Raw genomic sequence first — 25,626 nt, forward strand, 5'->3', positions numbered from 1 at the left:
GATCAATCGGCTTCGATATCCGGCAGCTTCCATGTCTTGTCGAAGAATGGCTTTTCGGGACCGTAGAGACGGAAGAGCACTTCGAATCGACTACCCGGTCTCGTCGGGATCCAGTTACTTTCCTTACCGGCCGGGGCGGCCTGCGCGAAAAAGATATCTACCGAACCATCCGAGTTTTCCTGAAGCGCCGGTGTATTGGACGAGCGGCTCGACCATCGCGAATTGCGGATCAGCGTATGCGTGACGCCGTCATAGACGGTGGCGGACCAATACAGCTTTACTGGAGCATTCGCCGGCACGTTCAATCGATAATTCTTCTGTCCGTCGAGTCGCTTGCCGTCCTTGTCGTTGATCGTCATCAGGTAGAACTGGCCAGTGCCAATCTGCTTTGCACTGAAGTAGGCCATCGAATAGGTCACCGCGCGCGCGTCGATTGGATAACTGTCAGGTTTGGCGAAGAAATTCGGCATTCCTTCGGCGACTTCCGGTGAGGCAGGCAACGCCCAATGCGTGCCTTCATTAAACGGTGGAACGAACACCTTCTCGTATTGCACACTGAGCGACGCCTGCGCTTCTCGCGCGGCAGAGTCGAAAATTTTCCGGAGCTTCGCATCGGGCGCAAACGGCTTGCCTTGCTCGATGCCAATGGAGCTCAGCATGCCAATCATGACCTTGTCGCGTGTCAGCCACGGCTCCGCCTGCACAAAGCGGTCGAGGGCCTCGAAAAAGCGCATGTCGTAGGGAATGGCGGCATCGAACATCTGGCCGTAGGCATCAGTGAAAATAGTCTGGCCTGCACTACCGTTTGCGCTGTTTAGCGGATAAAACCTGATCCGCCTTCCGTACTCGACCGCTTTGGCGATGTCGGCATCACTACCGGATTTGAGATTGGATCGCAGGATTGCATAACCTCGATACGTGTCCGATTTGACCGGCGTGTAACCTTCCGGAACCGCATCCTTGAAGTCGGGTGGCAGGATTAGATACTTGCCACCGCTCCCCTTATCCGCGCCCGCCGGGCCAACGTCTTCGAGCGCGTTTTGCCAGCTGTCGTCGATGCTTCCGGTGATCGACCCATCTTCTGCCGGCGGGATCTCAAGCACCATAGGGCCGTTGCGCACGTCGTAAAACGGCATGAAGTAGATGGTGTCCGGATTCGGCGTGAGCGTTTGATTTTTCCAGTCCAGTGGCCTGGACCAGTACGCAACCTGGTTGGACGTGCCATTCAGTTTCTGGAACGCCTGAAGCATCAGCTCGAAGTTGACGGCAGGCATGCCCCAGAACACTGCCTCGATGGCGCGGCGTTCAACGGTGCGTTCCGCAAGGTCGGCCGGCGACCATTTGCTTGTTGGCGGTGAAGCCGATGCGATCTGGACTAGCGCCATCGACGCCAGCAATAGCAAGGCACCGAGCATCGCATTTCCGGGTTTATTCACCGCGCACTCCCACGAAGGCTTTTGGGAAACTGCACCTCCTGAGCAGGTGCGATGTCCGACCAATACCAGATTTTTTAGCGTCCGGCACCGATTTGCGCCATTCGATCGCGGGATGCATTGGGCTCAAGCTATATGGACATTTAGATGTCGCAGCTTTAATTGAAGGCATCGATGACCGTTGCATGTGGAAGCGGTCGTGGGTCTGGCTAAAGCACTATTGGATGCACCGGTCGATCGCGGGCAGTCAGGGTTGCCGCCGCACTCGATAAAAGCAGAAAAAATCAACTAACGGTCTGGCCGAACGACTTCTTTATCACGCGCCGGTGAATGGTCAGCAATTTATGATTCGTCTTCAAAGCGCTTGCAATCCGATCGGACCAAATAAAAAGAGAGCATACGTAGATAGGGCTTGCACTTTTAATCGTTAATTCCGACCTGCCTAGTTGAACTAGCATAAAGGCAATCCAGCAATTTCGGCATAACGGCTGCGTTACGACATGCTTTCTCTCAAGACAAACGCTCTTCCAGCGAAGCCCTCAGCTTGCCGGGCGTCACGCCATAGATCTCCTTGAAGCCGCGAATGAAATGCGCGGCATCGGCGAAGCCACATTCGTATGCGATCACCGTAATGCGTTTTGCGGTATTGAGCAGCAACCAGCGCGCGTAGCGAAGACGCATCGTCCGATAAAACTCCTTCGGCGACATCCCGGTTTCCGTCAGGAAGTTGCGCTCGAGTTGCCTGACACTCGTGCCGGCCATCTTCGCAATCACCGTAATGTTGAGCGGCGCCTCCAGGTTTTCTTCCATCAACACGATTGCATGGCGCACCAGCAAATCACCGACGGCAAGATAGCCCAAGGCCTTGCGGCGTTCCACGAACGACGTGCCGCCCAAACGGCTCACCGTCATTTGATGGACGACCTTGGACGCCCTGTCCGGGCCGCAGTGCAGGCTGATCAAACGCGTTGCTAGTTCAAGGACAGATACGCCGCCGGCGCACGTGATGCGGTTGCCATCGATCAAGTAATCTGAATTGGCGATGACCCGCATTTTTGGGAACATCGTTTTGTAGTCTTCAAGATGGAACGCATGTACGCAAGCAACCCGGTCCTGCATCAAGCCAGCTTGGGCCAATACAAAACTCCCGGTACACATGCCGATCAACGGCACGCCGCTGGCATCTGCCGCGCGTAAATAGTCCCAGTAGCGCCGCTCGACCTGGTCGAGTTTCGGCAGAAGGCCGCCGATCACGACCAGATAATCGAATTGACGAGGCGATCCGTCGACCGCCTGGACGGGCACTGCCACCCCGCAACTTGCCTCCACGGTTGTATCGGACATGCCGAGCAGCGTCCATGTGCAACGTAAAGGCCTGCTTTGATCGCCGAGATCCGCGGCATGGCGCAATGCGTCGCAGAAACCGGCCAGCGAGAGCAATGGAAAGCTCGGCCAGAGCAGAAATCCGATGTTGAGCTCGGCACCCGCCCGGGAAGGACCGCTTTCGCGTTTTAAGCCGGCGCGATCGAGCCGGTCAACCAGTTTCCGGCCATCGGACGGTGTGTTTTCTGTATCCATGACCATTTCTAAAGCCCTTGATAAACCCGAGTATAGAAGCCGGTGACGAGGTCCGCCGGACATGTCGCGTTTCTTCTATTTTTTTTCGGTTTGGTGCAATGCCAGTGATTTTATCGACCCTAAAGTCGGTCCTGTCGAACGTGCCCGTTGATTTTCAATCGAGCGCCGGTGCGACACCTTCAGCCAAGCAACAACACCAGGAGAGTCTCATGTCGACCAGAAGTCACGGCGGTCTTTGCGCCCAAATCGGAGTAAGCCTGATCGTGCTCGGCTCCTCCAGTGCGTTTGCAGACGATGTTGTAAAAATTGGACATGCCGCGCCGTTGACCGGTGCAAATGCCGAATGGGGAAAGGACACGGAGAACGGCGCGAGGCTCGCCATTGAGGAGATCAACGCAAAAGGCCTTGTGATCGGTGGCCGGAAAGTGATGCTCGAACTGGATGCGCAGGACGATGCGTCGGACCCGCGCCAGGGCACGCAGATCGCGCAGAAGCTAGTCGATGACAAGGTTGTCGCGGTAGTCGGGCATATGAATTCGGGAACCACGATCCCGGCTTCGAAAATTTATAGCGATGCAGGCGTCGTCGAGATATCGCCTTCCGCGACAAATCCTGTTTATACGCAGCAAGGATTTAAGACGGCTTATCGAGTGGTTGCAACCGATGCTCAGCAGGGCCCGGCTCTGGCCGATTACGCGAAGAAAACGCTCGGAGCCAGATCGGTCGCGATCGTGGACGATGCAACCGCGTATGGCCAGGGTCTTGCCAACGAGTTCGAAAAGCAAGCGAGGGCGCTTGGCCTGACGGTTCTCTCGCACGATGCAACCAACGACAAGGCGGTCGACTTCCGTTCAATCCTCACCAAGGTCAAAGGCGAACATCCAGACATCATCATGTATGGCGGAATGGACGCCACGGGCGGCCCGTTCGCGAAGCAGGCACGCCAGCTTGCCATTGGCGCGCGCGTGCTGGGTGGCGACGGCTTGTGCGCCGACTCGCTCGCCAAACTCGCAGGCGAGGCCGCGGACAATGTCGTGTGTTCGATCGCTGGCATGCCGCTCGAAAAAATGCCGGACGGTCCCGCTTTCGAGCAACGCTACGAAGCGCGGTTTCATCAGCATGTGCAACTCAACGCGCCGTTCGCTTACGACGCGGTGTACATCATTGTCGACGCGATGAAGCGCGCCCGCTCGACCAAAGCCGCGGACATTCTTGCTTCAATGCCTGGAGCAGATTTTGTAGGCGTGTTGGGACGCACTCAATTCGATGCGCACGGCGACCTGAAGCAGGGCGCAATCTCTTTGTACGATTACAAAAGCGGCAAGCAAACACTTCTCGCTGTCGTGAAGATGTAGGCGTCATGGAAATCACTGTGCTCGGCGCGGGCGTAATCGGCCTGACGACCGCTTATTATTTGAATGCGTCGGGTCATCGCGTAACGGTTGTCGATCGTCGTTCGCAAGTCGGCCAGGAAACGAGCTACGCAAACGGCGCGCAACTTTCCTACAGCTATGTTGCGCCGCTTGCCGGCCCGGGCGTCGTCTCGAAGATTCCGGGCTGGCTGTTGCGCGACGACTCGCCAATGCGGTTTCGTCCGTCTGCGGATCCCGCTTTATGGCGATGGTGCCTGCAGTTTTTGAGGGCGTGCACGCGGCAGAAAAATCAGCGGTCGACGCGGCACTTACTGAAGCTCTCTTTCCTTAGCCGTTCACTGATGCACAAGCTGGTCGTCGATGAGCCCACACTCGATTTCGACTACACACGTTCCGGAAAGCTGGTTTTGCATCGGGACGAGAAGGCGCTTGCATCAGCAGTGGATTTGCTCGAATTCCAGCGCACGCTTGGTTGCGAGCAACTGGCGCTCGACCGGGAAGCATGCGTGCGAACTGAGCCCGCGCTCGAATCGATTCGCCATGAGATCGCCGGCGGCATTTACACCGCCAGCGAAGACACGGCAGATTGCTATCGGTTCTGCGTAGGACTCGAAAAGTTGTTGCGCAGGCGCGGCGTTGTCTTCGAGTTATCAGCCGACATCAGCGCGTTGAAGCCCGCACCCGGCGGGCGTGTGGAGGCGTGGGCCGGGTCGCGTCGCCTGCCCGGCGAACAAGTTGTCGTTGCGACGGGTTGCGCCAGTGCGAAGCTGTTGAAGTCCATTGGCATCGATGTTCCCGTATATCCGCTAAAAGGTTATAGCTTGACCGTTCCGATCAGGTCAGGTGATATCGCGCCGTGCATCAGCGTGACGGATTTTGCGCACAAAATTGTGTACGCGAGGTTAGGTGAGCGCCTGCGCGTGGCGGGAATGGCTGACATGACGGGTTATTCAGACGCGCTCGATCATCGTCGGCTCGATGTGTTGCGCCTCGAATCGAAAGCAGCTTTCCCGATGGCCGGTGACTATTGCGCCGCTGATGAATGGGCCGGATTGAGACCGGCAACTCCAAGCGGGATGCCGATTGTCGGTTCGACGCCATTCAATAATCTTTGGCTGAACGTCGGGCACGGTGCGCTCGGCTTCACCCTCGCGACGGGGTGCGCGCAGTTATTAAATGACCTGATTGCGCAACGACCCACGGCCATCGATTGCGCGATGTTCAAGCTTGGGGCACGCTCATGACGCGCGATACCGCAATGGCCGCGCGAAAGAAAGCGAGGATCATGCTGATTGGCACGGGCGGAACGATTGCGGGTCGCGGTGCCTCGCTTGTCAACACCTTGGCCTATGACTGTTCAGTGCTTTCTATCGACGACATTCTCGCGGATCTGCCGGTCGCGAATTCTATAGCCGACATCACAACTGAACAGATATTCCAGATCGGTTCCGAGAACTTCGGAAATGTTCAACTGCTCCAGTTAGGAAAACGAATTGATTGTCTTTTGAAACGTGACGACATTGACGGCATCGTGGTCACGCACGGCACCGACACTATCGATGAAACCGCTTATTTTCTTCATCTGACGCTCAAGAGTCTTAAGCCGGTCGTTGTGGTCGGAGCCATGCGGCCTCCGTCCGCGCTGAGCTCTGATGGACCGCTCAACCTTTACAACGCGATCGTCGTGGCCGCGAGCCCACTGGCGTATGGCAAGGGCACGCTGGTCGTCTCGAACGACGAGATCCACACGGCGCGCGATGTCGTCAAGACGAATACCTTCAAGCAGGATTCGTTCAAATCGCCATACGGGCCGTTGGGATTCATTGTCGAAGGCAGGCCGATCTTTTACCGGCTGCCGGCACGTCCCCACACGTTGAATAGCGAATGGGCGATCGGCGAGATCGACGCGTTGCCGGAAGTCGGCATCGTCTATGCCCATGGCGGCATGACCGACGCGATAGTGCACGCTTTGATCGACTCAGGCGTGAGGGCGATTATTTACGCAGCAACGGGGAACGGCAATGTAGCGGCTTCGATGCTCGCGTCTCTGATCCAGGCAAGAAAGCGTGGCATACATGTGATTCGCGGTTCGCGCACGGGAGGCGGTGTTGTGACCCGAAATGCCGCTCAACCTGATGATCTCCACGACTGGCTGGTAGCGGACGACCAGGTAGCGCATAAGGCCCGGATATTGATGATGCTTGCGCTAACCCAAGAGCAATGCTCGCGCAAGCTGCAGGAAACCTTCTTGCGTTATTGATTGGGGTTTTTTGGGGGCCGATACAGTCGTAACTCATGATTCTCTGCGCCTGATGAAAGCGCTCTCCAGCCGAATTCGGTCTGTGCTCAGTCACCTGATTGCAGCGTTTCGCCGGTCTAAACCGACTTGCGGACAGCCGCCTTTAAGAAAGTAGGTATCTATAGCTGAATACGAAGCAAAAGATGCCGCGTCAATGTTCGCCTCGGTATAAATGTACGTTTTACAATTTTGTCTGACCTAATGCGGGATTTCTCACACTTTGTTTCAATTTGTTGCATCTCTCCGAGAAGCCCGCTGGGCGGTGCTTGCGGGGTTTTTTGGCGACGGAGCGCGCTTCGGCTTGGTAAAGACTTTAAGTGAAGGTCCGTTAAAGGATTCAATCGCTTAAGGAGCGCACACCATGAAGATCGATTCCAGCAACATTCCCGCAGGATTTGAAACCGACAACCTGCGCGTGGCTGCCAAGAGCAAGGTGCAGAGCACGGGCGCGGTGCAGCAAACCAGCGCAGCCGATGCAACCAGCTCGACGGTAAGCTTGTCGTCCTTGTCGAATCTGAGCGTGGCAGGCACGTCGAACATCGACACAGCGAAGGTCGAATCAATCAAGGCCGCGCTTCGCGACGGCAGCTATAAGATCGACTCGGGCAATATCGCCAGCGGTATGCTGAGCAGCGCGGGCGAACTGCTGAAGACGCAATCGCGTTGATAGAAACGTGCTTGAGCGAGGGGTTTCTCGCGCCAGCGAGGGCGTTCGCCAAAGATGTCGTTTTCGTACTCGTTGGAGCAGGCAATACGTTTCAGCGGTCGGCGCGTTTTTTCGTCGGCGAGCGCAAGGGTCGCGTTGTGTGGCTTTCGATCGTTGATTCGCTGTCTTCGCAACGACATTGCTAAAAGGGGTTTGCCCGTCGATCAAACGATCTCTATGGTTGGATCGAGGGATCGCGTATTGATGGTCGGCCAAGACCTCGACGATTACGCCGGTGACGAGACTATCGACCGGCAGACATCAGCGTCCAGATCAACGCTTTTGCGGCTGATTCTGCATGGCGGCACCACCCGCCCTTTCGTTAAGACCAGGATGAAGCCAAGCGTCGGCAGCATTTCAGCGATTTCCTTAAACCTTACGTAAGGATCGCTGGCTGTAGGATACCTAATCAATTGGATGATTGACGAGAGGCCCGCCGTACCTCATCCGTTTGCGTAAATCGGTCCCGGTATTGTCTTTGCGATATTGACTATGACGTCCAGTGAAACGGCAGATCGGCGCCGTCGCGAGCCATATCAATCTGGTGCGCATTTGGTGCCAGAGGTCGGGAAATGTTTACGCTGATTCCTGGATCTCGCGAAATCTCATAGCAATGTGAAACCAAGCCCAGAATCCGTAGATAAATCAAACTCTAACGTCCCCGCAATACTGCTTACGGAGTGCTTTCTTTCACCTGATCCACAGCAAAAGCCGATGCGACGCGCTAGCACGAACCAACATTCTGTCAATCCCGGCAAAATAAAAAAATGCGAACAACGCGCCGGTGCAAATGCCCATACGCAATTCGGATTTATAAGCGCGTGATACTGTGGCGGCGAAGCGCTTAAGACCTATCCAGCATCTCGCCCCGCAAACAAACTTATGACGAGTGCAAGAATTCCGTCGGGGCTCGCCAGGCAGTTCCACTTCGCTTTTTGCAGCGAAGATCGTTGTTAAAAAAATGCACTTAGCACGACCATAGACGAACTGAGCCGGCCGCCGGACGCACTCTAGTGCATTCGTCTTTCAAGGCATCGACAACCCAAAAAAGGATTTGCACGATGGTAAAGATCTCTGCAGGGGTGGGTCCGCAATTTCCACAAGTCGTCGTTCTGTTCGGCGCCACGGGCGATCTGGCGCGACGCAAACTCTTGCCAGGCCTGTTCCATTTGTCCAGCGCCGGATTCATTCCGGGCTGCAGGATCATTGCCGTCGCGCTCGACAACATTCAGGTCGACGACTTTCGCCGCACGGCGCGAGCAGCGCTCGACGAATTTTCATCTCGCAAGGTCGCCGAGAAGGAGTGGGACACGTTCGCCGCCAATCTCGACTACGTGCCGCTGACGGCGGGCGCGGAGGCGCTCAAGGCCGCGGTGCTGAACGCCGAGTTGAGCTTCGATGGCGAGTGCCGGCGGCTGCACTACCTGAGCGTGCCACCGAACGCCGCGCTTTCCGCGGTCGGCATGCTCAAGGAAGCGGGCCTCGTGGAGCGCTCGCGCATCATCATGGAGAAACCATTCGGAACGGATCTGAAGAGTTCGGTGTCGCTGAATGCCCGTTTGCATGAAGTCTTCGAAGAAGAACAGATCTTCCGGATCGATCATTTTCTGGGAAAGGAACCCGCCCAGAACATCCTCGCTTTCCGCTTCGCGAACGGTCTGTTCGAGCCGATCTGGAATCGCAACTTTATCGACCACGTTCAGATCGATGTGCCCGAAACGCTGGGCCTCGGCAAGCGCGCCGGCTTCTATGAACAGACCGGCGCATTTCGCGACATGGTCGTCACTCACCTCTTTCAGATTCTCGCGTTCATGGCAATGGAGCCGCCCACGTCGCTGGAACCGTCACCCATCAGCGAGGAAAAGAACAAGGTTTTTCGTAGCATGTTGCCAATTCAACCAACCGATGTCGTCCGCGGGCAATACACCGGTTATCGATCCGAGGAAGGGGTCGGTCCGGAATCGGAAACCGAAACATTCATTGCGTTGAAATGTTCCATCGACAACTGGCGCTGGGCCGGCGTGCCGTTTTATCTGCGCACGGGAAAGCGGCTTGCCGAGGGGCAACGGATCATTTCCATCGCGTTTCGCGAGCCACCGAAGAGCATGTTCCCGGCGGGATCCGGCGTCGGTTCGCAAGGGCCGGATCATCTGACGTTCGATCTGGCCGACGCCTCGAAAATGTCGCTCTCGTTTTATGGCAAACGTCCGGGTCCGGGGATGCGGCTGGACAAACTCAGCTTGCAATTCGCGATGCGCGATACCGGTTTGATCGGTGACGTACTGGAAGCGTACGAGCGCTTGATCCTCGACGCCATGCGCGGAGACCGAACGCTTTTCACGACCGCTGAGGGCATCGAGCGGCTGTGGGAAGTCTCGACGGCCTTGCTTGAATCTCCACCGCCGGTTCGCTTCTATGCTCCTGGCTCATGGGGGCCGAATGCCATCCATCAACTCGTCGCCCCACGGGCGTGGCGGCTCCCGTTCGAGCGCGCATGGCGGGATCCAAACGCGTTAGGCAGTTGAGTCGAACGACTCCGCGTTTTGTTCGACTTTTCCCCTAGCTAAGCGACTAACCATGACTAAACCAATATCGCTGGGATTCGTAGGAAGTGGTGACATCACGCATGCCATCGTTACGGGCATCTTTTCTCAAGCGCAGCCACGCTACGAAGTTTGGCTCTCGCCGCGCAATGCGGAAATCTCTAAAGAACTGGCTGCTCGTTATTCCGGCGTGCATGTAGCTCGAGACAATCAGCACGTAGTCGATCAAACAGAAATCATCTTTCTCGCGGTGCGCCCGCAGATCGCAGCGGACGTGCTTGGAGCGCTGAGCTTTGCCCCGGACCAATGCGTCGTATCCCTGATTGCCGGATATGGAACAGAGCAAGTGCGTGATTCATTGCGCAACGCGCCCAAGCGGATCGTACGGGCGCTGCCCCTGCCCATGGTCGCTCATGCTGCAAGTCGAACGGTGCTATATCCGGTGGAGACATGCGTGCGCGACATCTTCGAAACCATCGGCGGCTCACTTGGCGTTGCTTCCGAAGACCAGTTCGACACCATGCTGGCACTAAGCGCAAGCATGGGCCTTTTCTTCGCGACTGCTCATGCGCAGAGCAGTTGGGCGTCGAGAAAAGGCGTGGACTACGATGATGCCCGTTCTTATCTTATGTCGCTCTGCAAGGGTCTTGCCGATGCAGCGCTTCGCAGCGACATTCCGCTAGACGAACTATCGCGGCAATATTCGACTAGCGGCGGCATCAACGAACAGGTTGTTTCTTTGATGGCACAAGCCGATATGTTCAAAAAGATCGACACTGTCTACGACAGCATAGAAACGCGGCTTGCTGCAACACGCAAATCAAACCGGAGCATATAGGTTTAGCGTACCGAATCAAATTTGCAGGAGGCCATTGTCCTTGCTATTTAGCGCATACCGAACTCCAGCCAAGGAACTTTTCGATTAGTCAGCAAACGCCAAGAACCGAGGCAACACGTTTTGCCCGGCCGTCATTTCAGGAATCAGGTTGCAAACCAGGTGTCGTTGAGCCGGTAGCCTTCCGGATAAGGATCTTCAGGATCGATGCCGTAGTAAGAGATTCCGGTCAGCCATGCACGGCCGCTCACAACCGGCTTCACGGCAAGTGTCTGCCCGACCATCGTCAAGCCATCGATTTGGCAAACGAATTCGGTATCGATGATCGATTGGTGACGAAACGTCTGTCCGACCGCAAGTTCGCCGGTGGCGTGAAGGAGCGCCATGCGCGCGGAACTTCCGGTGCCGCAGGGACTGCGGTCGAGTCGTCCAGGCGAGACCACGACCGCGTTTTTCGAAACGACTTCCTCGCCGCGCCGCTCCACGCGACCCGCAAACAGCGTCTGATTGATGGTGTGGATGCCAGGATTTTCTGGATGCGCCGAAGGTAGCTGCGCTGCTGCGGCGAGCTTGATCCGCTCGCCCGCCTCGACCAGCGAGCGCGCCTCCGACCTGTCCAGCGTAAAGCCTAGCGCGGCGGCATCGACGATCGCGTAGATCATGCCGCCGTACGACACATCCACCATGAGCGTGCCAAAGCCGGCCACTTCCACACACGCTGCCCGATGCATCACGAACGAAGGCACGTTCGAGAATGAAACATTGCGGCACTTGCCGTTCGTGCAGCGAGCGGCTACACGTACGAGCCCGGCGGGGGTATCGACGATCAGATTGGTGACGGGTTCATGCATCGGAACAACGCCTGTTTCCAACGCGACGGTCACCGTGCAAATCAAGTTCGAGCCCGACATTGCCGGGTAATAATCGGCCTCGATAACGATCATGCCGAAATCGGCTTCAGCGGATATAGGCGGCGTGATCAGGTTGACGGCCGCGTTGACGCTTCCGCGCGGGTCCGAAAGCAGCATGCCGCGAAGCCAGTCTTTTTCAGCGATCAAGGCTTGCTGGCATTCGAACATGCTGCTCGCTCGCGGGCTCAGCACGCCGCCCGTGATTACGCGGCCTACTTCGCCTTCAGCGTGCGCTCCGACGACGGTTACGTTCCTTTCCAGTCTCATGTTGCCTTCCTGAAACATCGAAATGTTCGATGGACACGCGGCGACCGCGAAAATTTCAGCACAGCGTGTTCTTGAAAAAGCGCCCGTCCTTCATGACGACATCGAGATTGGCGCCTTGCTGGTTGAACGTGGTCGCGTCGCGGGAGGGATCGCCGTTGACCACGAGGATATCGGCTCTGGCGTCCGCGCTGATCTCGCCGATCCTTCCCTTTTGCATCATCATTTCCGCATTGATGCTCGTGGCCGAAATCAGCGTGTCGACGGGATCCTCCACGCGTGAGCGCAACATGAATTCCTCGCCCTGGAAGTTATGTAATTTCAAACCGAGAATGTCGGTGCCGAAGCCGATTTTCGTTTCACATCGTCGTGCGATATCGAGAGCCTCGACGCCTTTGTCGCGCACCTGGCGAATCTTGCGCATGCTCTCGGCGGGCGAGCCGAGTTCTGCGCCAAACCGCACGAGGGTATCGGAGGAGACGAGCGTTGGAACCAGATAGGCGCCCAGTTCCCTCATTCGCATCGCCGCCGTTTCGTCCAGAAGATTTCCGTGCTCGATGCTGCGAATGCCGCACTCGATTGCGCGAATGATCGCGCGAGGCGTGTACGCGTGACCCATCACATAAGTGTTCCACGCTTCGGCTTCCTCCACGATCGCGCGAAGTTCTTCCAAAGAATATTGCGTGTTCTCGATGGGATCGGTCGGCGATGCAGCGCCACCGGAAGCCATGACTTTCAGATGGGTCGCGCCCATGCGCAACTCGTCGCGGGCGGCGTGACGCACGTCAGGGACACCGTCGGCAATGCGCCCAAGAATGCTGCCTTGCGCCAGACCATGGCAGGCGCAACCGAAGTTCACCCGGGCGCGCATGTCGGCGTGGCCGCCCGTTTGCGTGATGGCGGCACCCGCTACGTACATGCGCGGACCATCGATAAACCCTTGCTCCACAGCCGCGGCGAATCCCGCGTCGGCGCCTCCGGCATCGCGGATCGTGGTGAAGCCTCTGGCGAGCATGCCTTCGAGGACATGGCGGCTTTGCGCGTAGAGAAGCGATTTCTGGATCTTGTCGAGACTTGCAAGGTCCACGTCCGTTGCCAGAATATGGACGTGCGCATCTATGAGCCCCGGCATCAGCATTCTCGCCCCGCAATCGATGGTGAGGTCCCCTTGAATGGATGGCTCGCCTTCGAACACTTCGCGAATGAAAGCATCTTCGACGACCACGCCCATGCCCGCTCGAATATCACGGGACAGACCGTCGAAGAGTCGCGCATTCTTGAACACGGTAATGGACATTGCATTTTCCCCGGATATGCTCGTGAACCCAGAAGTCGACGTCAACCGGCTTCGCGCATCAGTCTTCAGAGCAGGGGCTTGTGGGCGCTTTCTTTCAACGTCAGCACTGTTATGGTCGACATGATCGCTGCCGCGATCACGTAAAACGCGGGCGATAGCGGAGAGCCGGTTGCTTTGATCAGCCAGATCGCGATGAATGGAGCGAACCCGCCAAAAATGGCATTCGCGATGCCGTAACCAATCGACATCCAGGTCGTGCGCATCTTTGTCGGAAAGATCTCGGAGAGCGCCGCCGGTGCTACACCGGAAAATATGCCGATGAGAATGCCGCTTCCCAGTTGAATGATCGCTACCAGCAGCGCGGACTTCGTCGCCAGCATCCAGGCAAAGAGCGGGTAGGGCAAGACGATGAACGCGAGGCAACCAACCAGCAACAGCGGCTTGCGACCGACCTTGTCCGAAAGCGCGCCCCAAAACGGAATGGCGAGCGTCATCAACAGCAAGCCTGCCGTGTTCCACCAAAGCGACGCAGAGGCACTGAGTCCTACATATTTCTGCACGAAACTCGGCAGATAATTGAGAATCACATAGAGCGAAACGGTCCAGACCATCACGAGACCGCACGCCTGAAGCGCCATCGGCAACGGCGAGCGGGTGTCGGGTTTTGCGCTTGCATCGTGCGCCGCTTCGAAAAGCGGCGACTCCTCGCTCTTGCGACGGATGTACCAGCCTATCGGCCCAATGATCAACGCGCCCGCAATAAACGGAACGCGCCATCCCCAATCAACCATGCTCTGCGGCGAGATCCACGTCGACATCAACGCTGCTGCGCCCGAGCCGAGCAAACTGCCGCCAATCGTGCTGCACTGCTGGAAGCTTCCATAAAGCCCTCGCTTGCCCTTGGGAGCCCATTCCACCAGGAAGGCAATGGCGTTACCCAGTTCTCCACCGACCGAAAACCCTTGAAGAAGTCTTGCAAGCACGAGGAGGATTGGCGCAAGAATGCCGATCGATGCATACGACGGAATGAGCGCCATCAGCAGCGTTCCAAGCGCCATTAGCGGCATGACAAAAGACAGCGTCCATTTGCGGCCTTTGCGATCGCCCAGCCAGCCAAAGACGATTGCCCCAAGTGGTCGCGACGCGAAGCCGAGGCCGTAAGCACCGAAGGTGCCGAGCATCGCAACGAATTCGTCCCCGGCGGGAAACATGCTTTTTGAAATCGACGTGGCGAGAAATGCATACGTCGCGAAGTCGAACCATTCGAGAACGTTACCGATGATCGCGGCCCGAACGGCGCGCATCGACTGCGCTCGAGTCCTGACACCGGCATAAGCGCCCGGCGCGGATGGCACCGCCTGCGCACCTAATTCGTTTCCCATGCTCATGAAAATCTCTCCTGTCGGTTCGTTCATTCCTGACATCACATTGGATCCAGAATATTGAGTGCATAAAAAATAGTCAATGCGCACTTTTACGAAAACAGGCTCGGGTGGCTTGGGGGAAGCCCTAAACGACTTGACACACAAAGTCGCGAAAGCGATCATCGACCTCATGACGTATATTGGATCCAATCTTATGCTACGGCGCGAGTTTTCTTTTGATATCGAACTAGCCGAGTAATGACAAACCAGAACAGTCGCGGCGCTAGCACTCCCGATGTCCTCGTGATCGGTGCGGGAGTCGTCGGGCTCGCTTGCGCATGGTCTGCGCTAAAGGAAGGGCTGACCGTTACGATCATCGACAAGGATTTCGACGGGGACCGGGCATCGCATGGCAATGCCGGAGGGATCGCGGTTACTGAATGCACCCCTATTTCAGTGCCCGGGCTTCTGTTTAAAGCAGCGAAATGGATGATCGATCCTTTAGGGCCGTTGTCCATCGACTGGAAGCATGTGCCGAGCGCGCTTCCATGGTTCATCGAATTTATGAGAACGACTAATCCTGTCAGGTTCAAGGAGATATCGCTAGCGTTGGCGGCGCTCAACAATCGCGTTTATGGCGATCTGATTCCGCTATTCGAAGACGTTGGTGCAATCAGCACGTTTTATCGACGTGGCGCGCTGACGCTGTACGAAACGGAGAAAGCATTCAAGGCAGATGCAAACGAATGGAAGCTCAAGCGGGAACTCGGCGTGCGCTGGCACGCGCTGAATGACCAGGAGATTCGAGAACTCGAACCCGCGCTTGCGCCGGTATTCAAGCGCGGCGTGTTCCTTGAAGACTGGTCGCATATTGGAGACCCCAAACAGCTGGTCTCACAGATCAGGGCGCGCGTGCAGGCGCTTGGGGCATGCTTCGTCGAAGGTGTCGTGACAAGGCTTGACGCGAACAACGCGAGCGAACCATCGGCGGTTCTCGATGCAGGCACGTCGATCGCCGCGCGGCAGATCGTGGTCGCGGCGGGAGCTTGGTCGGCTTCATTGGCCGCGTCCATCGGCGATAACGTGTTGCTCGATAGTGAACGTGGATACAACACGACGTTGCCGCAGCCGGGCATTACGTTGTCGCGCGAGGTCATTTTTGCGGAACGCAAGTTCGTGGCAACACCGCTTGATATTGGCATTCGGATTGGCGGCGCCGCGGAATTCGCTGGATTAAAAGCGCCGCCCAATTACAGGCGCTGCGAGGCATTGCTTGCGCTTGGAAAACGTTTCCTGCCCGGAATCCAGGATCACGGCGCAGTTCAATGGATGGGACATCGGCCCGCAACGCCGGACTCGCTTCCCGTTATTGGAAAATCGCCTTCCGTTGCATCGATCATCTATGCGTTCGGTCACGTTCATCTCGGTCTGACGCAGTCCGCAACCACGGGCGCGCTCGTAGCGGATTTGTTGGTCGACAGAATACCCGGGACTCCGATGGATGCGTATTCCATCGAACGATTCCGCAAAAAGCGAAGCGCATAGAACATCTGCTTTTTTGCCGCACAGTCCGCTCAAGATCTTTATAACCACGCCTGGAGGTTCGATATGAAAGTTGATTGGAAAGGTGTTTTCCCCGCAGTGACGACGAAGTTGAAAGAAGACGGTTCGCTCGACCACGAGGCCATCAAGGCAGGTCTGGATCGGCTTATCGACAACGGCGTTGGTGGTGTTGTGATGATGGGCATGGTTGGCGAAAACGCACAGCTCACACCTGAGGAGAAGCGTACGGTCCTCAGAATTGCGGTTGAAGCTGTTAAAGGACGCGTGCCGGTGGTATCGGGTCTGGCTGAAACAAATACAGACAGTGCAATCCAGTTCGCTAAGGATGCCGAATCGATTGGCGTGCAAGGTCTGATGGTTTTCCCGGGTCTTACCTATCGATCCGATGATCGCGAAACCGTCGAGTTCTATCGGACCGTGGCACGCTCGACCCAGCTTGCCATCATGATCTACAACAATCCTCGCGGCTACGGCGTCGACATGCGCCCCGATCTGCTGGAGCAGTTGAAAGACGAAGGCAACATCGTTGCCGTCAAGGAAGAATCCTACGACACAACGCGCGTAACCGATCTCTACAACCAGTTTGGCGATCGCTTTGCCGTGTTTTGCGGGGTCGACGATCTGGTACTGGAGTCGGCCGCATTGGGCGTGACAGGTTGGGTATCGGGTATGGCGAATGCCGTGCCGAAGGAATCAGTGGAGTTGCTGAACCTGGCGGTGAAGGGCGATTTCGAAAAAGCGCGCAAGTTGTATCGCGTGTTGACGCCTTTGTTTCATCTCGATGTTCACGTCAAGCTCGTTCAGTACATCAAGCTTGCTGAAAACATGACGTCCGGATATGCGGAAAACGTCAAGGCGCCACGCCTCAAACTCGAAGGTGAGGAGCGTCAAAGAGTGATCGCCATCGTGGAAAAGACCATGAAGGACCTGAAAGCGTTATCGTAAGCATCTCTTGCTTGTACCAAGCATCGACCATGCTTGTGAGCGCGTGAAAGATAGTGAGGTAATTCATGAAAAGCACGTTTTTCTGCATCGATGGCCACACCTGCGGAAATCCAGTACGCGTGGTGGCGGGCGGCGCACCGATGCTGCAGGGCGCGAACATGATCGAACGGCGCGCGTATTTCGAGCAGGAATTCGACTGGATCCGGACAGCTTTGATGTTCGAGCCCCGTGGTCACGAAGTGATGTCCGGTTCGATTCTGTATCCTCCCACGCGCCCGGACTGCGACATTGCAATCCTGTTCATCGAGGTGAGTGGCTGCTTGCCGATGTGCGGCCACGGCACCATCGGCACGGTTACCACCGCGATAGAAAATGGCCTCGTGCGTCCTCGTGAGCCAGGCGTCGTTCGGCTCGATACCCCTGCGGGTCTCGTGGTCGCGCGCTACACGCTGGACGGCGATCATGTGGCTTCCGTGCAGTTGACCAACGTCCCGTCGTTTCTCCACTCGAACGACTTGAGCGTGGAGGTGGAAGAGCTTGGTGAGATTCATTTCGACGTCGCTTATGGTGGAAATTTCTACGCCATTGTCGAGCCCCAGAAGACCTTTGCCGGGCTGCATTCATTGCGGCCAAGCGACATACAACGCCTTAGTCCGGTTCTGCGCAAAAAGGCGAATGAAAAATATCGCTTCGTTCATCCGGAACAACCGGAGATCCACGGATTAAGTCATGTGATGTGGTGCGGCGAGCCGACAATTCCAGGCGCAAGTGCGCGCAACGCTGTGTTCTACGGCGACAAAGCCATCGACCGGTCGCCTTGCGGCACTGGCACGTCCGCTCGAATGGCGCACCTCGTCGCGAAGGGCAGACTCGAGCTTGGAGAGACGTTCGTTCACGAGAGCATCATCGGCACGCTGTTCAATGGCATAGCCACGAAGGCCACGAAGGTCGGCGAGTACGACGCGATCATTCCGAGCGTTGAAGGCTGGGCTCGCGTGACCGGATTTAACACGATCTTCGTGGACGACCGCGACCCGCTAGCAAAGGGCTTTTTGCTGAAATGATATTCGGGCCGCCGTGCTTGCAAGCGTCGAGCGGCCCGTTCGTTTTGAGGTAGAAATGATCATTCTGAATAACGCGCGGATACTCGACGCGGATCACGAATCCGACAAGGGTCTTTATTCCATCGTCATAGAAGGAGACCGGATCGCGGATGTGACGCGCGAACCGGTAGCGCAGGAGGGCGCCGACGTCATCGATGTAGGCGGCCGCACGGTCATGCCCGGTTTGATCGACTGTCATGCGCACGTTATTGCATCGGTGGCGCATCTCGGATCGAATAGCCGCCTGCCGAATACCTTTGCCGTATTGAAAGCGGTTCCTATCCTTGAGGGCATGCTCAATCGCGGATTCACCACCGTTCGCGACGCGGGCGGCGCTGATTACGCACTCGCCAAGGCGATCGAAGAAGGCATCATCTCGGGACCTCGCTTGTTTATCGCGGGCAAGGCCTTGTCCCAGACTGGCGGACATGGCGACTTCCGCGAACGATTCGACAACTCCGATCCGGACCCGTGCGGCTGCAGCCGCAACCTCGGTGCGATTGGCCGGATCGTGGATGGCGTGGACGAAATGCGCAAGGCGGTTCGCGAGGAAATGCGCGCGGGCGCCAATCACGTGAAGATCATGGCTTCCGGCGGGGTGGCGTCGCCGACCGATCCTATCGGCAATTTTCAGTTTTCCGTCGATGAAATCAAGGCCGCGGTCGAAGAGGCCCGTTCACATCAAACGTATGTGATGGCGCATGCCTACACCGGCGCCGCGATCAAGCGCGTGGTCGAGCTGGGCGTTCGCACCATCGAGCATGGCAATCTGATTGACGACGAAGCGGCCGCGGTCATGGCGAAACACGGCGCGTATGCAGTGCCAACGCTCGTGACTTACGACGCAATGGGAAAAGTCGGCGCGCGATCGGGCGTGTCGGAGAGTGCGCTGAAGAAAAATGAAGACGTCCGCACCCAAGGCTTGCAAGCGATCAGTACGCTCAAACGCCACGGCGTGAAAATGGGTTTAGGAACGGATCTGCTCGGCGATATGCATCAGTTTCAGAGCGAAGAGTTACTGATTCGATCGGCTATCGTCGGTGCATTCGAGACCATTTGCCAAGCTACGAAAATAGGCGCGGAAATTGTTGGAATGGAAGGCAAACTTGGAATTGTCGCGAAGGGAGCGTTTGCGGATCTGCTCGTCGTCGACGGAAATCCACTCGACGACATCAGCGTGCTGGTGACGAATCAAGGCGAAGGCATTGCCGGCGTAATGAAAAACGGAACTTGGATACGCAGGGCTTTCGACTAATCGTGTAGATTGGATTTTGGATCCGATAACCGATCCGTGGTACATTCAATCGTCCACTTTTCAGTAAAACTGTCCTCGATGACCACGGCGATTCTCAAGAAAAAACCTGCCAAACCAGCGAACGTGCCGGACGCGGAAGTCGTTGTGCGTGCATCGCGAAAAATCGTTCGTCCCACTGCCGTGGAACTCGTTACCGACGAGATTCGCCAAATGATTCTGAGCGGCCGGATCTCCCCGGGCAGCGTTCTGCGCCAGGAGGTTCTGGCGGAGGAGCTGGGTGTAAGCCGTGTGCCCGTGCGCGAGGCGATCACACGGCTTCACTCGGAAGGTTTGTTGAACGTGGTGCCGCACAAAGGCGCTTACGTCCAGGAACTGTCGGTCGACGAGGTGCGCGAAACCTTCGACATCCGGCTGCGACTCGAGCCATGGGTTTTTTCCGAGGCCATCCCTCGCATAACTGATTCCGAAATTGACCGGGCCGAACGCATCGTCAAGGACATGGACAAGGCAACGGGCGGAGAGTGGGGCTCGTTGAACTGGAAACTTCATGAGACTCTTTATCGGCCGGCACGCTGCGAAATCACGCTTCAAATGCTCCGTGTTCTACACGACCGATGTGACCGTTATTTTCGCTTCCAGGTGGTCAAGGTGCCTATCCGCGAGCAGTCTCATACTGAGCATATGCAGATCATTGAAGCGTGCCGCAATGGAGACGTGAAGCTCGGTATCAAGCGGCTGGAAACGCACCTCAAGATTGCGAGTCAGCAGATCGTGGGTATTGTGGAAGGTGTGATGGCGAAGGCTGCGAATGCGCGCTGAGGAACCAGGAGAAGCCGAACGTTATTCAGCTTGTCTCCTGCTTCGCGTTTTACGAACGTCTGTCAGGCGACCAGACGATTCTTGAAGAAACGACCTTGTTTCATGATGATATCGAGGTGACGGCCCTGATGACCCAGGACCTCGATATCCTTCAACGGATTTCCGTCTACAACGAGCAAGTCCGCAATGGCCCCGGCTGTCACCACCCCGAGTTCATTGGTTTTGTTCAAGACATCCGCTGCAACCGATGTCGCCTGGCAGATCACCTCGTAGTTCGAAAACGCCCGGGTCCGCAGCATGAGTTCTTCGCTTTGACGTTGATGCATTGTTCCCAGGAGGTCGGATCCATAAGCCATCCTGACCTCATGCCGCTTGTAAATTTCCAGCGAATCCAGTCCTTTTTGCAGTACCGCGGCGTTTTTTACGAGTGAATCAGCAGGGAAGCCTGCTTCAGCGCCATCGGTGCGGCAAGCTTCGTACGTGATCAAGGTTGGCACCACGAACGCGCCTTGTTCGGCCATGATCCTGGCAGCTTCGTCGTCGACAAGATTGCCATGTTCGATCGTGCGAACACCGAACTCCACTGCGCGCTTGATCGCTTGCGCGGTGTAGGCATGAGCCATGACATAGGTCTGATGCTGGCGCGCTTCGGCAACGGCGGCCCGGATTTCGTCCTCGGAGAATTGAAGGTTGCCAATCGGGTCGCTGGGTGACGATACCCCTCCCGATGCCATGATCTTGATCTGGGTCGCGCCTTGACGCATCTCCTGCCGGATCGCCCGGCGAATGTCGTCGACACCATCGACTATGCGGCCGATCGCTCCATAGTATTGCGAGCAAGGACAGTTGTCGGGGCTATGGTCCAGCCTGACGCGAAAATCCGCATGACCACCCGTCTGGGAAATGGCTTTCCCCGATGTGAACAGGCGAGGGCCTTCAGCCAGCCCCGTTTCCACGGCTTGAGCAAGTGCGTAGTCGGCGCCTCCCGCGTCGCGAACACTGGTAAAGCCTCGCTCGAGCATACCCCGAAGGATGGGGATGGCGCGGAACAATGCGAACGCGTTGGGCAGCTTAGCGTTGATTCCAAGGTTTGCCATGCTTGCCATTACGTGGACATGGCAGTCGATCAGACCCGGCATCAAGGTCTTGCCGCTTATGTCGAGCACGTTCGTATCGGCCCGGACATTGATGTGAGGCGCAACTTCGCGGATGATGCCGTCCTCGATCAAAACGTCGTACGGTTGTTCGTCTTCATTGTGATTGACATCGACAATGCGACCGCTTTTGAAAAGTGTGAGCATGGTTTTCCTGGCAGCAGATATGGGCGACGTATGTTGGTCATTGGACGCTTAGCCAAGCGCACGAAGAATAAGCGCCGGTCTTGTGCGGACAACGTCGAACACCGCCTCAAATAAAGTTGAATTCGGATTTCATTGACCTCAATATAAGACCTCTAAATATTGCGCTGCTAATTTTTTTCGTTGATGGTTATTCGGACCAGAGTGAGCCGTTGGAGACGTCACATGCTGCAGTTAAGTGAGCGCGATAGCGCGATGTTGAATGGTGAGTTGGGGAAGGGCGCAGCGCGTGCAATGCGTATCGTCAAGCGGACTGCCGAAGTCATGTTCGCGGATAGTTTGATCGACATCACGTCCGCCCACATCGACGGCTGTCTTTATCATGGGAAGGCAAGCCTGGATTTCGTGGAGTTTTTTGTCGATACCAATGCGAAGGTCGCGGTGCCCACGACCTTGAACGTAGGTTCACTCGATTTGATTCATCCCGAGCTTTACCACGGCGACAGTTCCATTCAACGCGATGCACAAAGGCTGATGGATGCACATCTTCTTCTCGGATGCGAATCGACTTTCACATGCGCGCCTTATCAATTAAAGAACCGGCCTCGCAAAGGAGAACAAATCGCGTGGGCGGAATCCAACGCGATCGTTTTCGCCAACTCCGTGTTGGGCGCCAGAACCAGCCGTTATGGAGACTTTCTGGACCTGGCGGCCGCCATAACAGGTCGCGCGCCATATGCCGGCTTGCACATCGAAGGAAATCGTGCCGGCCAGATTGTTTTCGAACTGAGCGAGTTCAAGAGCGTGCCCTCGCGCGATATTTACTTTGCAGCACTCGGGCTATTCGTTGGAAAAATTGCAGGCGCATTTGTCCCGGTGATTGTCGGCTTGCCTGAGGACACGACCGAAGACGAACTCAAGGCGCTTGGTGCGGCGGCGGCATCGAGCGGTGCAGTAGCGCTCTTTCATGCGGTCGGTATTACGCCAGAAGCGCCAACGCTTGAGGCTGCATTGCAAAATCGCGAACCGCTAAAAAGGATCGATGTTTCTTTTGCGGACCTCGATGAAATACGAAAGTCGCTAAACAATGGACACGAAGGTGATGAACTCGTGGCTGTCGCGCTTGGGACGCCTCATTTTTCGTTAAGCGAATTTAGGCAGCTAGCGCACCTGCTCGAACGCTACGAAGGGCGGCCAAAGACCGACTTCTATGTCAATACGAGCCGGTTCATTCTTTGGGAATTAAATGAGAACGGCTTGGCAAGCGAATTGGAAGAACGTGGCATCCAGATCGTGGTCGATACATGCACGTACATCACGCCCGTCATGAAAAAACTTTCGGGCCTTGTAATGACCAATTCCGGGAAATGGGCGTCATATGCTCCAGCCAATATCGGCGTTAGCGTTGCGTACGGAAGCATGAGCGAATGCGTGCAATCGGCGTTCGAAGGGAGGGTACGTTTTCATGGCTAAGGATCCGTCTTGTCTCGTTACGGATTGCACGCATGTGCCGGCAAGCCGATACCTTGAAGGAGACGCGCTGTGCGCCGGCGTCGCTCGTGCCGAGAAAATAGTGCTGGAGAAACCTTTGAGTTTTTGGGGTGGTTATGACTGCGACGCGGGCTTGATCATCGATAAAACTCATCCGCAATATGGAGAAAGTCTTGCGGGAAAAATCATGATCATGGCGCATGCAAAAGGGTCGAGTTCCAGCAGCAGCGTACTTGCCGAAGCAATACGAAATGGCACGGGACCTGCGGGCATCGTGCTTAGGGATCGGGATTTGATCATTTCGATAGGCGCTATCGTAGCCGACGAACTTTATGGGGTTGTCGTACCCGTGGTTTGTCTTGCGTCTCAGGATTTCGAGGACCTGCTTGCGGGCGTTAAGGGTGGGCTGCGCATTGAAGCGGTCGAAGGTGTCGGTGGTGCGAAAGTTTTCTACTGAGCGATGGGCGCGCTTTGAATCAGATTAGCGTCGAGCGATCGGCGTGACGTAGACGTCGAAGTAAATGGAACTGTCGTCGCCGCTCCATAGATCTAGCTCGACTCGGTCGACGGTGTATCGGCCACTGCCGGCGTCCGTGCCCAGTATCACGATCGTCCCCGCGTCCAGGTGAGGGATGGGCACCCGCTTCGTGACGTGCGCGAGCGGCGTGGAGGAATCGGTGTTGCCCACTTCGTGGAATTCATAGAAATAATCGGCGCGCATTGCGTCGGCCGGCGTAAAGACGTCGTTCATAGTGGCTCTCACAAGTTTGCGTGGCCGCGATACTTTATCTGAAAGCGATATGATTTTCGGCGACGCGCAACCCGCTGGGTCGGGAGCTTTCGGTAAAGCCGTGATATGCGCTGAACGAGTTAACGGGTGGAATCAAGTATCGTCCGTTGTTTCCTAGTAACTTTACATAATGCTAATTATCCATTTTTCGTATGTAGGGGCAATATCCTAATGTCGTGTTTGAGCAAGATAGGAATGTCGTGTTTTGCTTCTGGTGCGATGCTGGGAGCTTCCGATCCAACGATGGGAGCACCGTCTCAAAGTGATTCAGGCTGTCGTGGACTGCCTGCTCAAAACGGGCCTGGCTGCTGAACGTCTGAGCATCTGCCGACGTCCGGTGGAACTGCCGACAGACCGCCGCGAGCGCGATCCCGTCTTGCGATGGCAAGAGATGCGCTGACGCAATAACGGATCATCAAGCACGCAAGTTCCCAACGGCCAAGTCGCACATGCCGTTCATCCAAGACCATCCTCGCTCGACCTCAGGCATTCCACCAGCACGCGCGCAATAGGCGGCAGTTCATTCAGCGACCGAACGCATATCTTCAGCTTGCGCTCGGCCCAAGCATCATTCAGGCGGATCATCCGGATGTTCATGCTTTTGGCATGACGCTGCGCGACCGATTCCGGAACGAGCCCGATACCCACTCCCATCTCGATCATCCGGCACGCTGCCTCGAAGTTGCCGACCTGAATACGCAGCTTCAAGCGGGCACCAAGCGCATCGGCGGCTGCGGTCATGAAAAGATGAATGGCGCTCGACGTCGGGAGGCCAACGAAGTTGTCTTCCAGCGTGCTCGCGAAATCGACGCGCTCGTGTCTCGCCAAGGGATGGTTTGCCGATGTCACGAGCAACAGCCGGTCGTCCCGGTATGGCAGCATTTCCAGATGATCGGAATACACATTGCCCGCCACGATGCCGATATCCGTCGCACTTTCCGCCACCCCTTTCAGGATGTCACCGCTCAGCACTTCGCGCAGATCGATGTTGATATCCGGGTGATCGCGCAAAAAGCCGCTAAGCACAACTGGCAGGAACTCGCTGATCGCCGTGGTATTCGCCCAGATGCGTACGTGGCCCTTGATACCTTCGCCATAGTCCTGCATGTCGCTCGCAAGATGCAGCAAGCGCTCTTGCACGAGCCGCGCGTGATGCACGAACGCCTCGCCGGCCGGGGTGGGTGTCATACCTTGGCTCGTACGATAAAGCAGCTTGAAACCCAATTGTTCTTCGAGATTCTTGATGCGGTTGCTGGCTGCCGGCGGCGATATATGGCAGCGCTCGGCCGCTCTTGCGAGGTTGCGCGTCTCTGCCAAATGAACGATGAGCGTTAGATCGACAAAATCAAAATGCATGGCGCTTATAGGGCCTAAAGAAATAACGTGGTTTGGCCTTCAATATTAACCGTCCGCAAACCACATGTTCATAATTGCTGAATTTCATCGGCAGGATAGCTCTGGCAAAGTGAGACATTCCAAAAGTAAGGAGACCGTCTTGAAGATTCTCGTACCTGTTAAAAGAGTCGTCGACTACAACGTGAAGGTGCGCGTGAAAGCGGATGGCAGTGCAGTCGATATCGCGAACGTAAAGATGTCAATGAACCCGTTCGATGAAATCGCCGTCGAAGAAGCCGTGCGTCTGCGTGAAGCGGGCGTTGCCACCGAGGTGATTGCCGTGTCGTGTGGCGTGACGCAATGCCAGGAAACGCTGCGCACGGCCATGGCGATCGGCGCGGATCGGGCGATTCTGGTTGAATCG

22 protein-coding genes are annotated in these 25,626 nt (G+C 56.4%); 14 read left to right on the forward strand and 8 right to left on the reverse strand.

Annotated elements, in window-relative coordinates:
- Window positions 1-2: 2 nt before the first annotated feature.
- Together ASG35_RS12965 and ASG35_RS12970 are read right to left on the reverse strand one after the other, a co-directional pair.
- Entirely contained in the window at window positions 3-1,436 is a 1,434-nt protein-coding gene (locus ASG35_RS12965) for a DUF1254 domain-containing protein (RefSeq protein WP_235527531.1), read from the reverse strand.
- 507 nt (window positions 1,437-1,943) lie between these two features.
- Window positions 1,944-3,011: a GlxA family transcriptional regulator gene (locus ASG35_RS12970; RefSeq protein ID WP_235527532.1), complete on the reverse strand. Its 1,068-nt coding sequence runs from the start codon at window positions 3,009-3,011 to the stop codon at window positions 1,944-1,946.
- Window positions 3,012-3,220: 209 nt separating this feature from the next.
- On the opposite strand from ASG35_RS12970, the gene ASG35_RS12975 reads away from it, so the two are divergent.
- From ASG35_RS12975 to ASG35_RS13005, 6 genes are all read left to right on the forward strand, one after another.
- On the forward strand, window positions 3,221-4,366 hold the full coding sequence (locus tag ASG35_RS12975; protein WP_056357327.1) for a branched-chain amino acid ABC transporter substrate-binding protein: 1,146 nt from the start codon (window positions 3,221-3,223) through the stop codon (window positions 4,364-4,366).
- 5 nt (window positions 4,367-4,371) lie between these two features.
- On the forward strand, window positions 4,372-5,628 hold the full coding sequence (locus ASG35_RS12980; protein ID WP_056357330.1) for a D-amino acid dehydrogenase: 1,257 nt from the start codon (window positions 4,372-4,374) through the stop codon (window positions 5,626-5,628).
- Window positions 5,629-5,642: 14 nt separating this feature from the next.
- Window positions 5,643-6,644, forward strand: coding sequence for an asparaginase (locus tag ASG35_RS12985; protein ID WP_268761118.1), 1,002 nt, complete (start codon window positions 5,643-5,645; stop codon window positions 6,642-6,644).
- Window positions 6,645-7,044: 400 nt separating this feature from the next.
- Window positions 7,045-7,350 carry a flagellar biosynthesis anti-sigma factor FlgM gene (flgM, locus tag ASG35_RS12990; protein WP_056357336.1) on the forward strand — a complete coding sequence of 102 codons (306 nt, stop codon included), beginning with the start codon at window positions 7,045-7,047 and terminating at the stop codon, window positions 7,348-7,350.
- A 1,100-nt stretch (window positions 7,351-8,450) separates the two neighbouring features.
- Window positions 8,451-9,914: a glucose-6-phosphate dehydrogenase gene (gene zwf / locus ASG35_RS13000; protein ID WP_056357342.1), complete on the forward strand. Its 1,464-nt coding sequence runs from the start codon at window positions 8,451-8,453 to the stop codon at window positions 9,912-9,914.
- A 52-nt stretch (window positions 9,915-9,966) separates the two neighbouring features.
- A complete protein-coding gene (locus ASG35_RS13005) occupies window positions 9,967-10,770 on the forward strand; it encodes a pyrroline-5-carboxylate reductase (RefSeq protein WP_056357345.1) in 804 nt (267 codons plus the stop codon).
- A gap of 143 nt (window positions 10,771-10,913) precedes the next feature.
- Here ASG35_RS13005 and ASG35_RS13010 read toward each other — a convergent pair whose 3' ends face one another.
- The 3 genes from ASG35_RS13010 to ASG35_RS13020 form a co-directional block, all read right to left on the reverse strand.
- A complete protein-coding gene (locus tag ASG35_RS13010; protein WP_056357561.1) occupies window positions 10,914-11,945 on the reverse strand; it encodes a proline racemase family protein in 1,032 nt (343 codons plus the stop codon).
- Between the two features lie 55 nt (window positions 11,946-12,000).
- On the reverse strand, window positions 12,001-13,239 hold the full coding sequence (locus ASG35_RS13015; RefSeq protein ID WP_056357348.1) for a metal-dependent hydrolase family protein: 1,239 nt from the start codon (window positions 13,237-13,239) through the stop codon (window positions 12,001-12,003).
- 65 nt (window positions 13,240-13,304) lie between these two features.
- Window positions 13,305-14,627 carry an MFS transporter gene (locus ASG35_RS13020; protein WP_235527534.1) on the reverse strand — a complete coding sequence of 441 codons (1,323 nt, stop codon included), beginning with the start codon at window positions 14,625-14,627 and terminating at the stop codon, window positions 13,305-13,307.
- A gap of 234 nt (window positions 14,628-14,861) precedes the next feature.
- On the opposite strand from ASG35_RS13020, the gene ASG35_RS13025 reads away from it, so the two are divergent.
- The 5 genes from ASG35_RS13025 to ASG35_RS13045 all read left to right on the forward strand — a co-directional run bounded on the left by ASG35_RS13025 (window position 14,862) and on the right by ASG35_RS13045 (window position 20,288).
- A complete protein-coding gene (locus tag ASG35_RS13025) occupies window positions 14,862-16,148 on the forward strand; it encodes an NAD(P)/FAD-dependent oxidoreductase (protein WP_056357351.1) in 1,287 nt (428 codons plus the stop codon).
- Between the two features lie 63 nt (window positions 16,149-16,211).
- Complete coding sequence (locus ASG35_RS13030) at window positions 16,212-17,111, forward strand: dihydrodipicolinate synthase family protein (RefSeq protein ID WP_056357353.1); 900 nt, start codon at window positions 16,212-16,214, stop codon at window positions 17,109-17,111.
- 65 nt (window positions 17,112-17,176) lie between these two features.
- On the forward strand, window positions 17,177-18,175 hold the full coding sequence (locus ASG35_RS13035; protein ID WP_056357356.1) for a 4-hydroxyproline epimerase: 999 nt from the start codon (window positions 17,177-17,179) through the stop codon (window positions 18,173-18,175).
- A gap of 55 nt (window positions 18,176-18,230) precedes the next feature.
- On the forward strand, window positions 18,231-19,469 hold the full coding sequence (locus tag ASG35_RS13040) for a metal-dependent hydrolase family protein (protein WP_056357359.1): 1,239 nt from the start codon (window positions 18,231-18,233) through the stop codon (window positions 19,467-19,469).
- Window positions 19,470-19,547: 78 nt separating this feature from the next.
- On the forward strand, window positions 19,548-20,288 hold the full coding sequence (locus ASG35_RS13045) for a GntR family transcriptional regulator (protein WP_082508353.1): 741 nt from the start codon (window positions 19,548-19,550) through the stop codon (window positions 20,286-20,288).
- A 62-nt stretch (window positions 20,289-20,350) separates the two neighbouring features.
- Here ASG35_RS13045 and ASG35_RS13050 read toward each other — a convergent pair whose 3' ends face one another.
- Complete coding sequence (locus ASG35_RS13050; RefSeq protein WP_056357362.1) at window positions 20,351-21,589, reverse strand: metal-dependent hydrolase family protein; 1,239 nt, start codon at window positions 21,587-21,589, stop codon at window positions 20,351-20,353.
- A 222-nt stretch (window positions 21,590-21,811) separates the two neighbouring features.
- Here ASG35_RS13050 and ASG35_RS13055 point away from each other — a divergent pair, with 222 nt between their 5' ends.
- Both ASG35_RS13055 and ASG35_RS13060 read left to right on the forward strand, forming a co-directional pair.
- Window positions 21,812-23,059 carry an aconitase X gene (locus ASG35_RS13055; protein ID WP_056357366.1) on the forward strand — a complete coding sequence of 416 codons (1,248 nt, stop codon included), beginning with the start codon at window positions 21,812-21,814 and terminating at the stop codon, window positions 23,057-23,059.
- Window positions 23,052-23,534: an aconitase X swivel domain-containing protein gene (locus tag ASG35_RS13060; protein WP_056357369.1), complete on the forward strand. Its 483-nt coding sequence runs from the start codon at window positions 23,052-23,054 to the stop codon at window positions 23,532-23,534. The genes ASG35_RS13055 and ASG35_RS13060 overlap by 8 nt, the downstream gene beginning before the upstream one ends.
- Before the next feature lie 24 nt (window positions 23,535-23,558).
- Here the strand turns inward: ASG35_RS13060 and ASG35_RS13065 are convergent, their stop codons facing one another.
- Together ASG35_RS13065 and ASG35_RS13075 are read right to left on the reverse strand one after the other, a co-directional pair.
- Window positions 23,559-23,828 carry a hypothetical protein gene (locus tag ASG35_RS13065; RefSeq protein ID WP_056357372.1) on the reverse strand — a complete coding sequence of 90 codons (270 nt, stop codon included), beginning with the start codon at window positions 23,826-23,828 and terminating at the stop codon, window positions 23,559-23,561.
- A gap of 495 nt (window positions 23,829-24,323) precedes the next feature.
- Window positions 24,324-25,223 carry a LysR family transcriptional regulator gene (locus tag ASG35_RS13075; RefSeq protein WP_056357378.1) on the reverse strand — a complete coding sequence of 300 codons (900 nt, stop codon included), beginning with the start codon at window positions 25,221-25,223 and terminating at the stop codon, window positions 24,324-24,326.
- Window positions 25,224-25,362: 139 nt separating this feature from the next.
- Here ASG35_RS13075 and ASG35_RS13080 point away from each other — a divergent pair.
- On the forward strand, window positions 25,363-25,626 hold a 264-nt coding region (locus tag ASG35_RS13080), incomplete at its 3' end, for an electron transfer flavoprotein subunit beta/FixA family protein (RefSeq protein WP_442854828.1).

The organism is Burkholderia sp. Leaf177 (assembly GCF_001424345.1).
GTDB lineage: Bacteria > Pseudomonadota > Gammaproteobacteria > Burkholderiales > Burkholderiaceae > Caballeronia.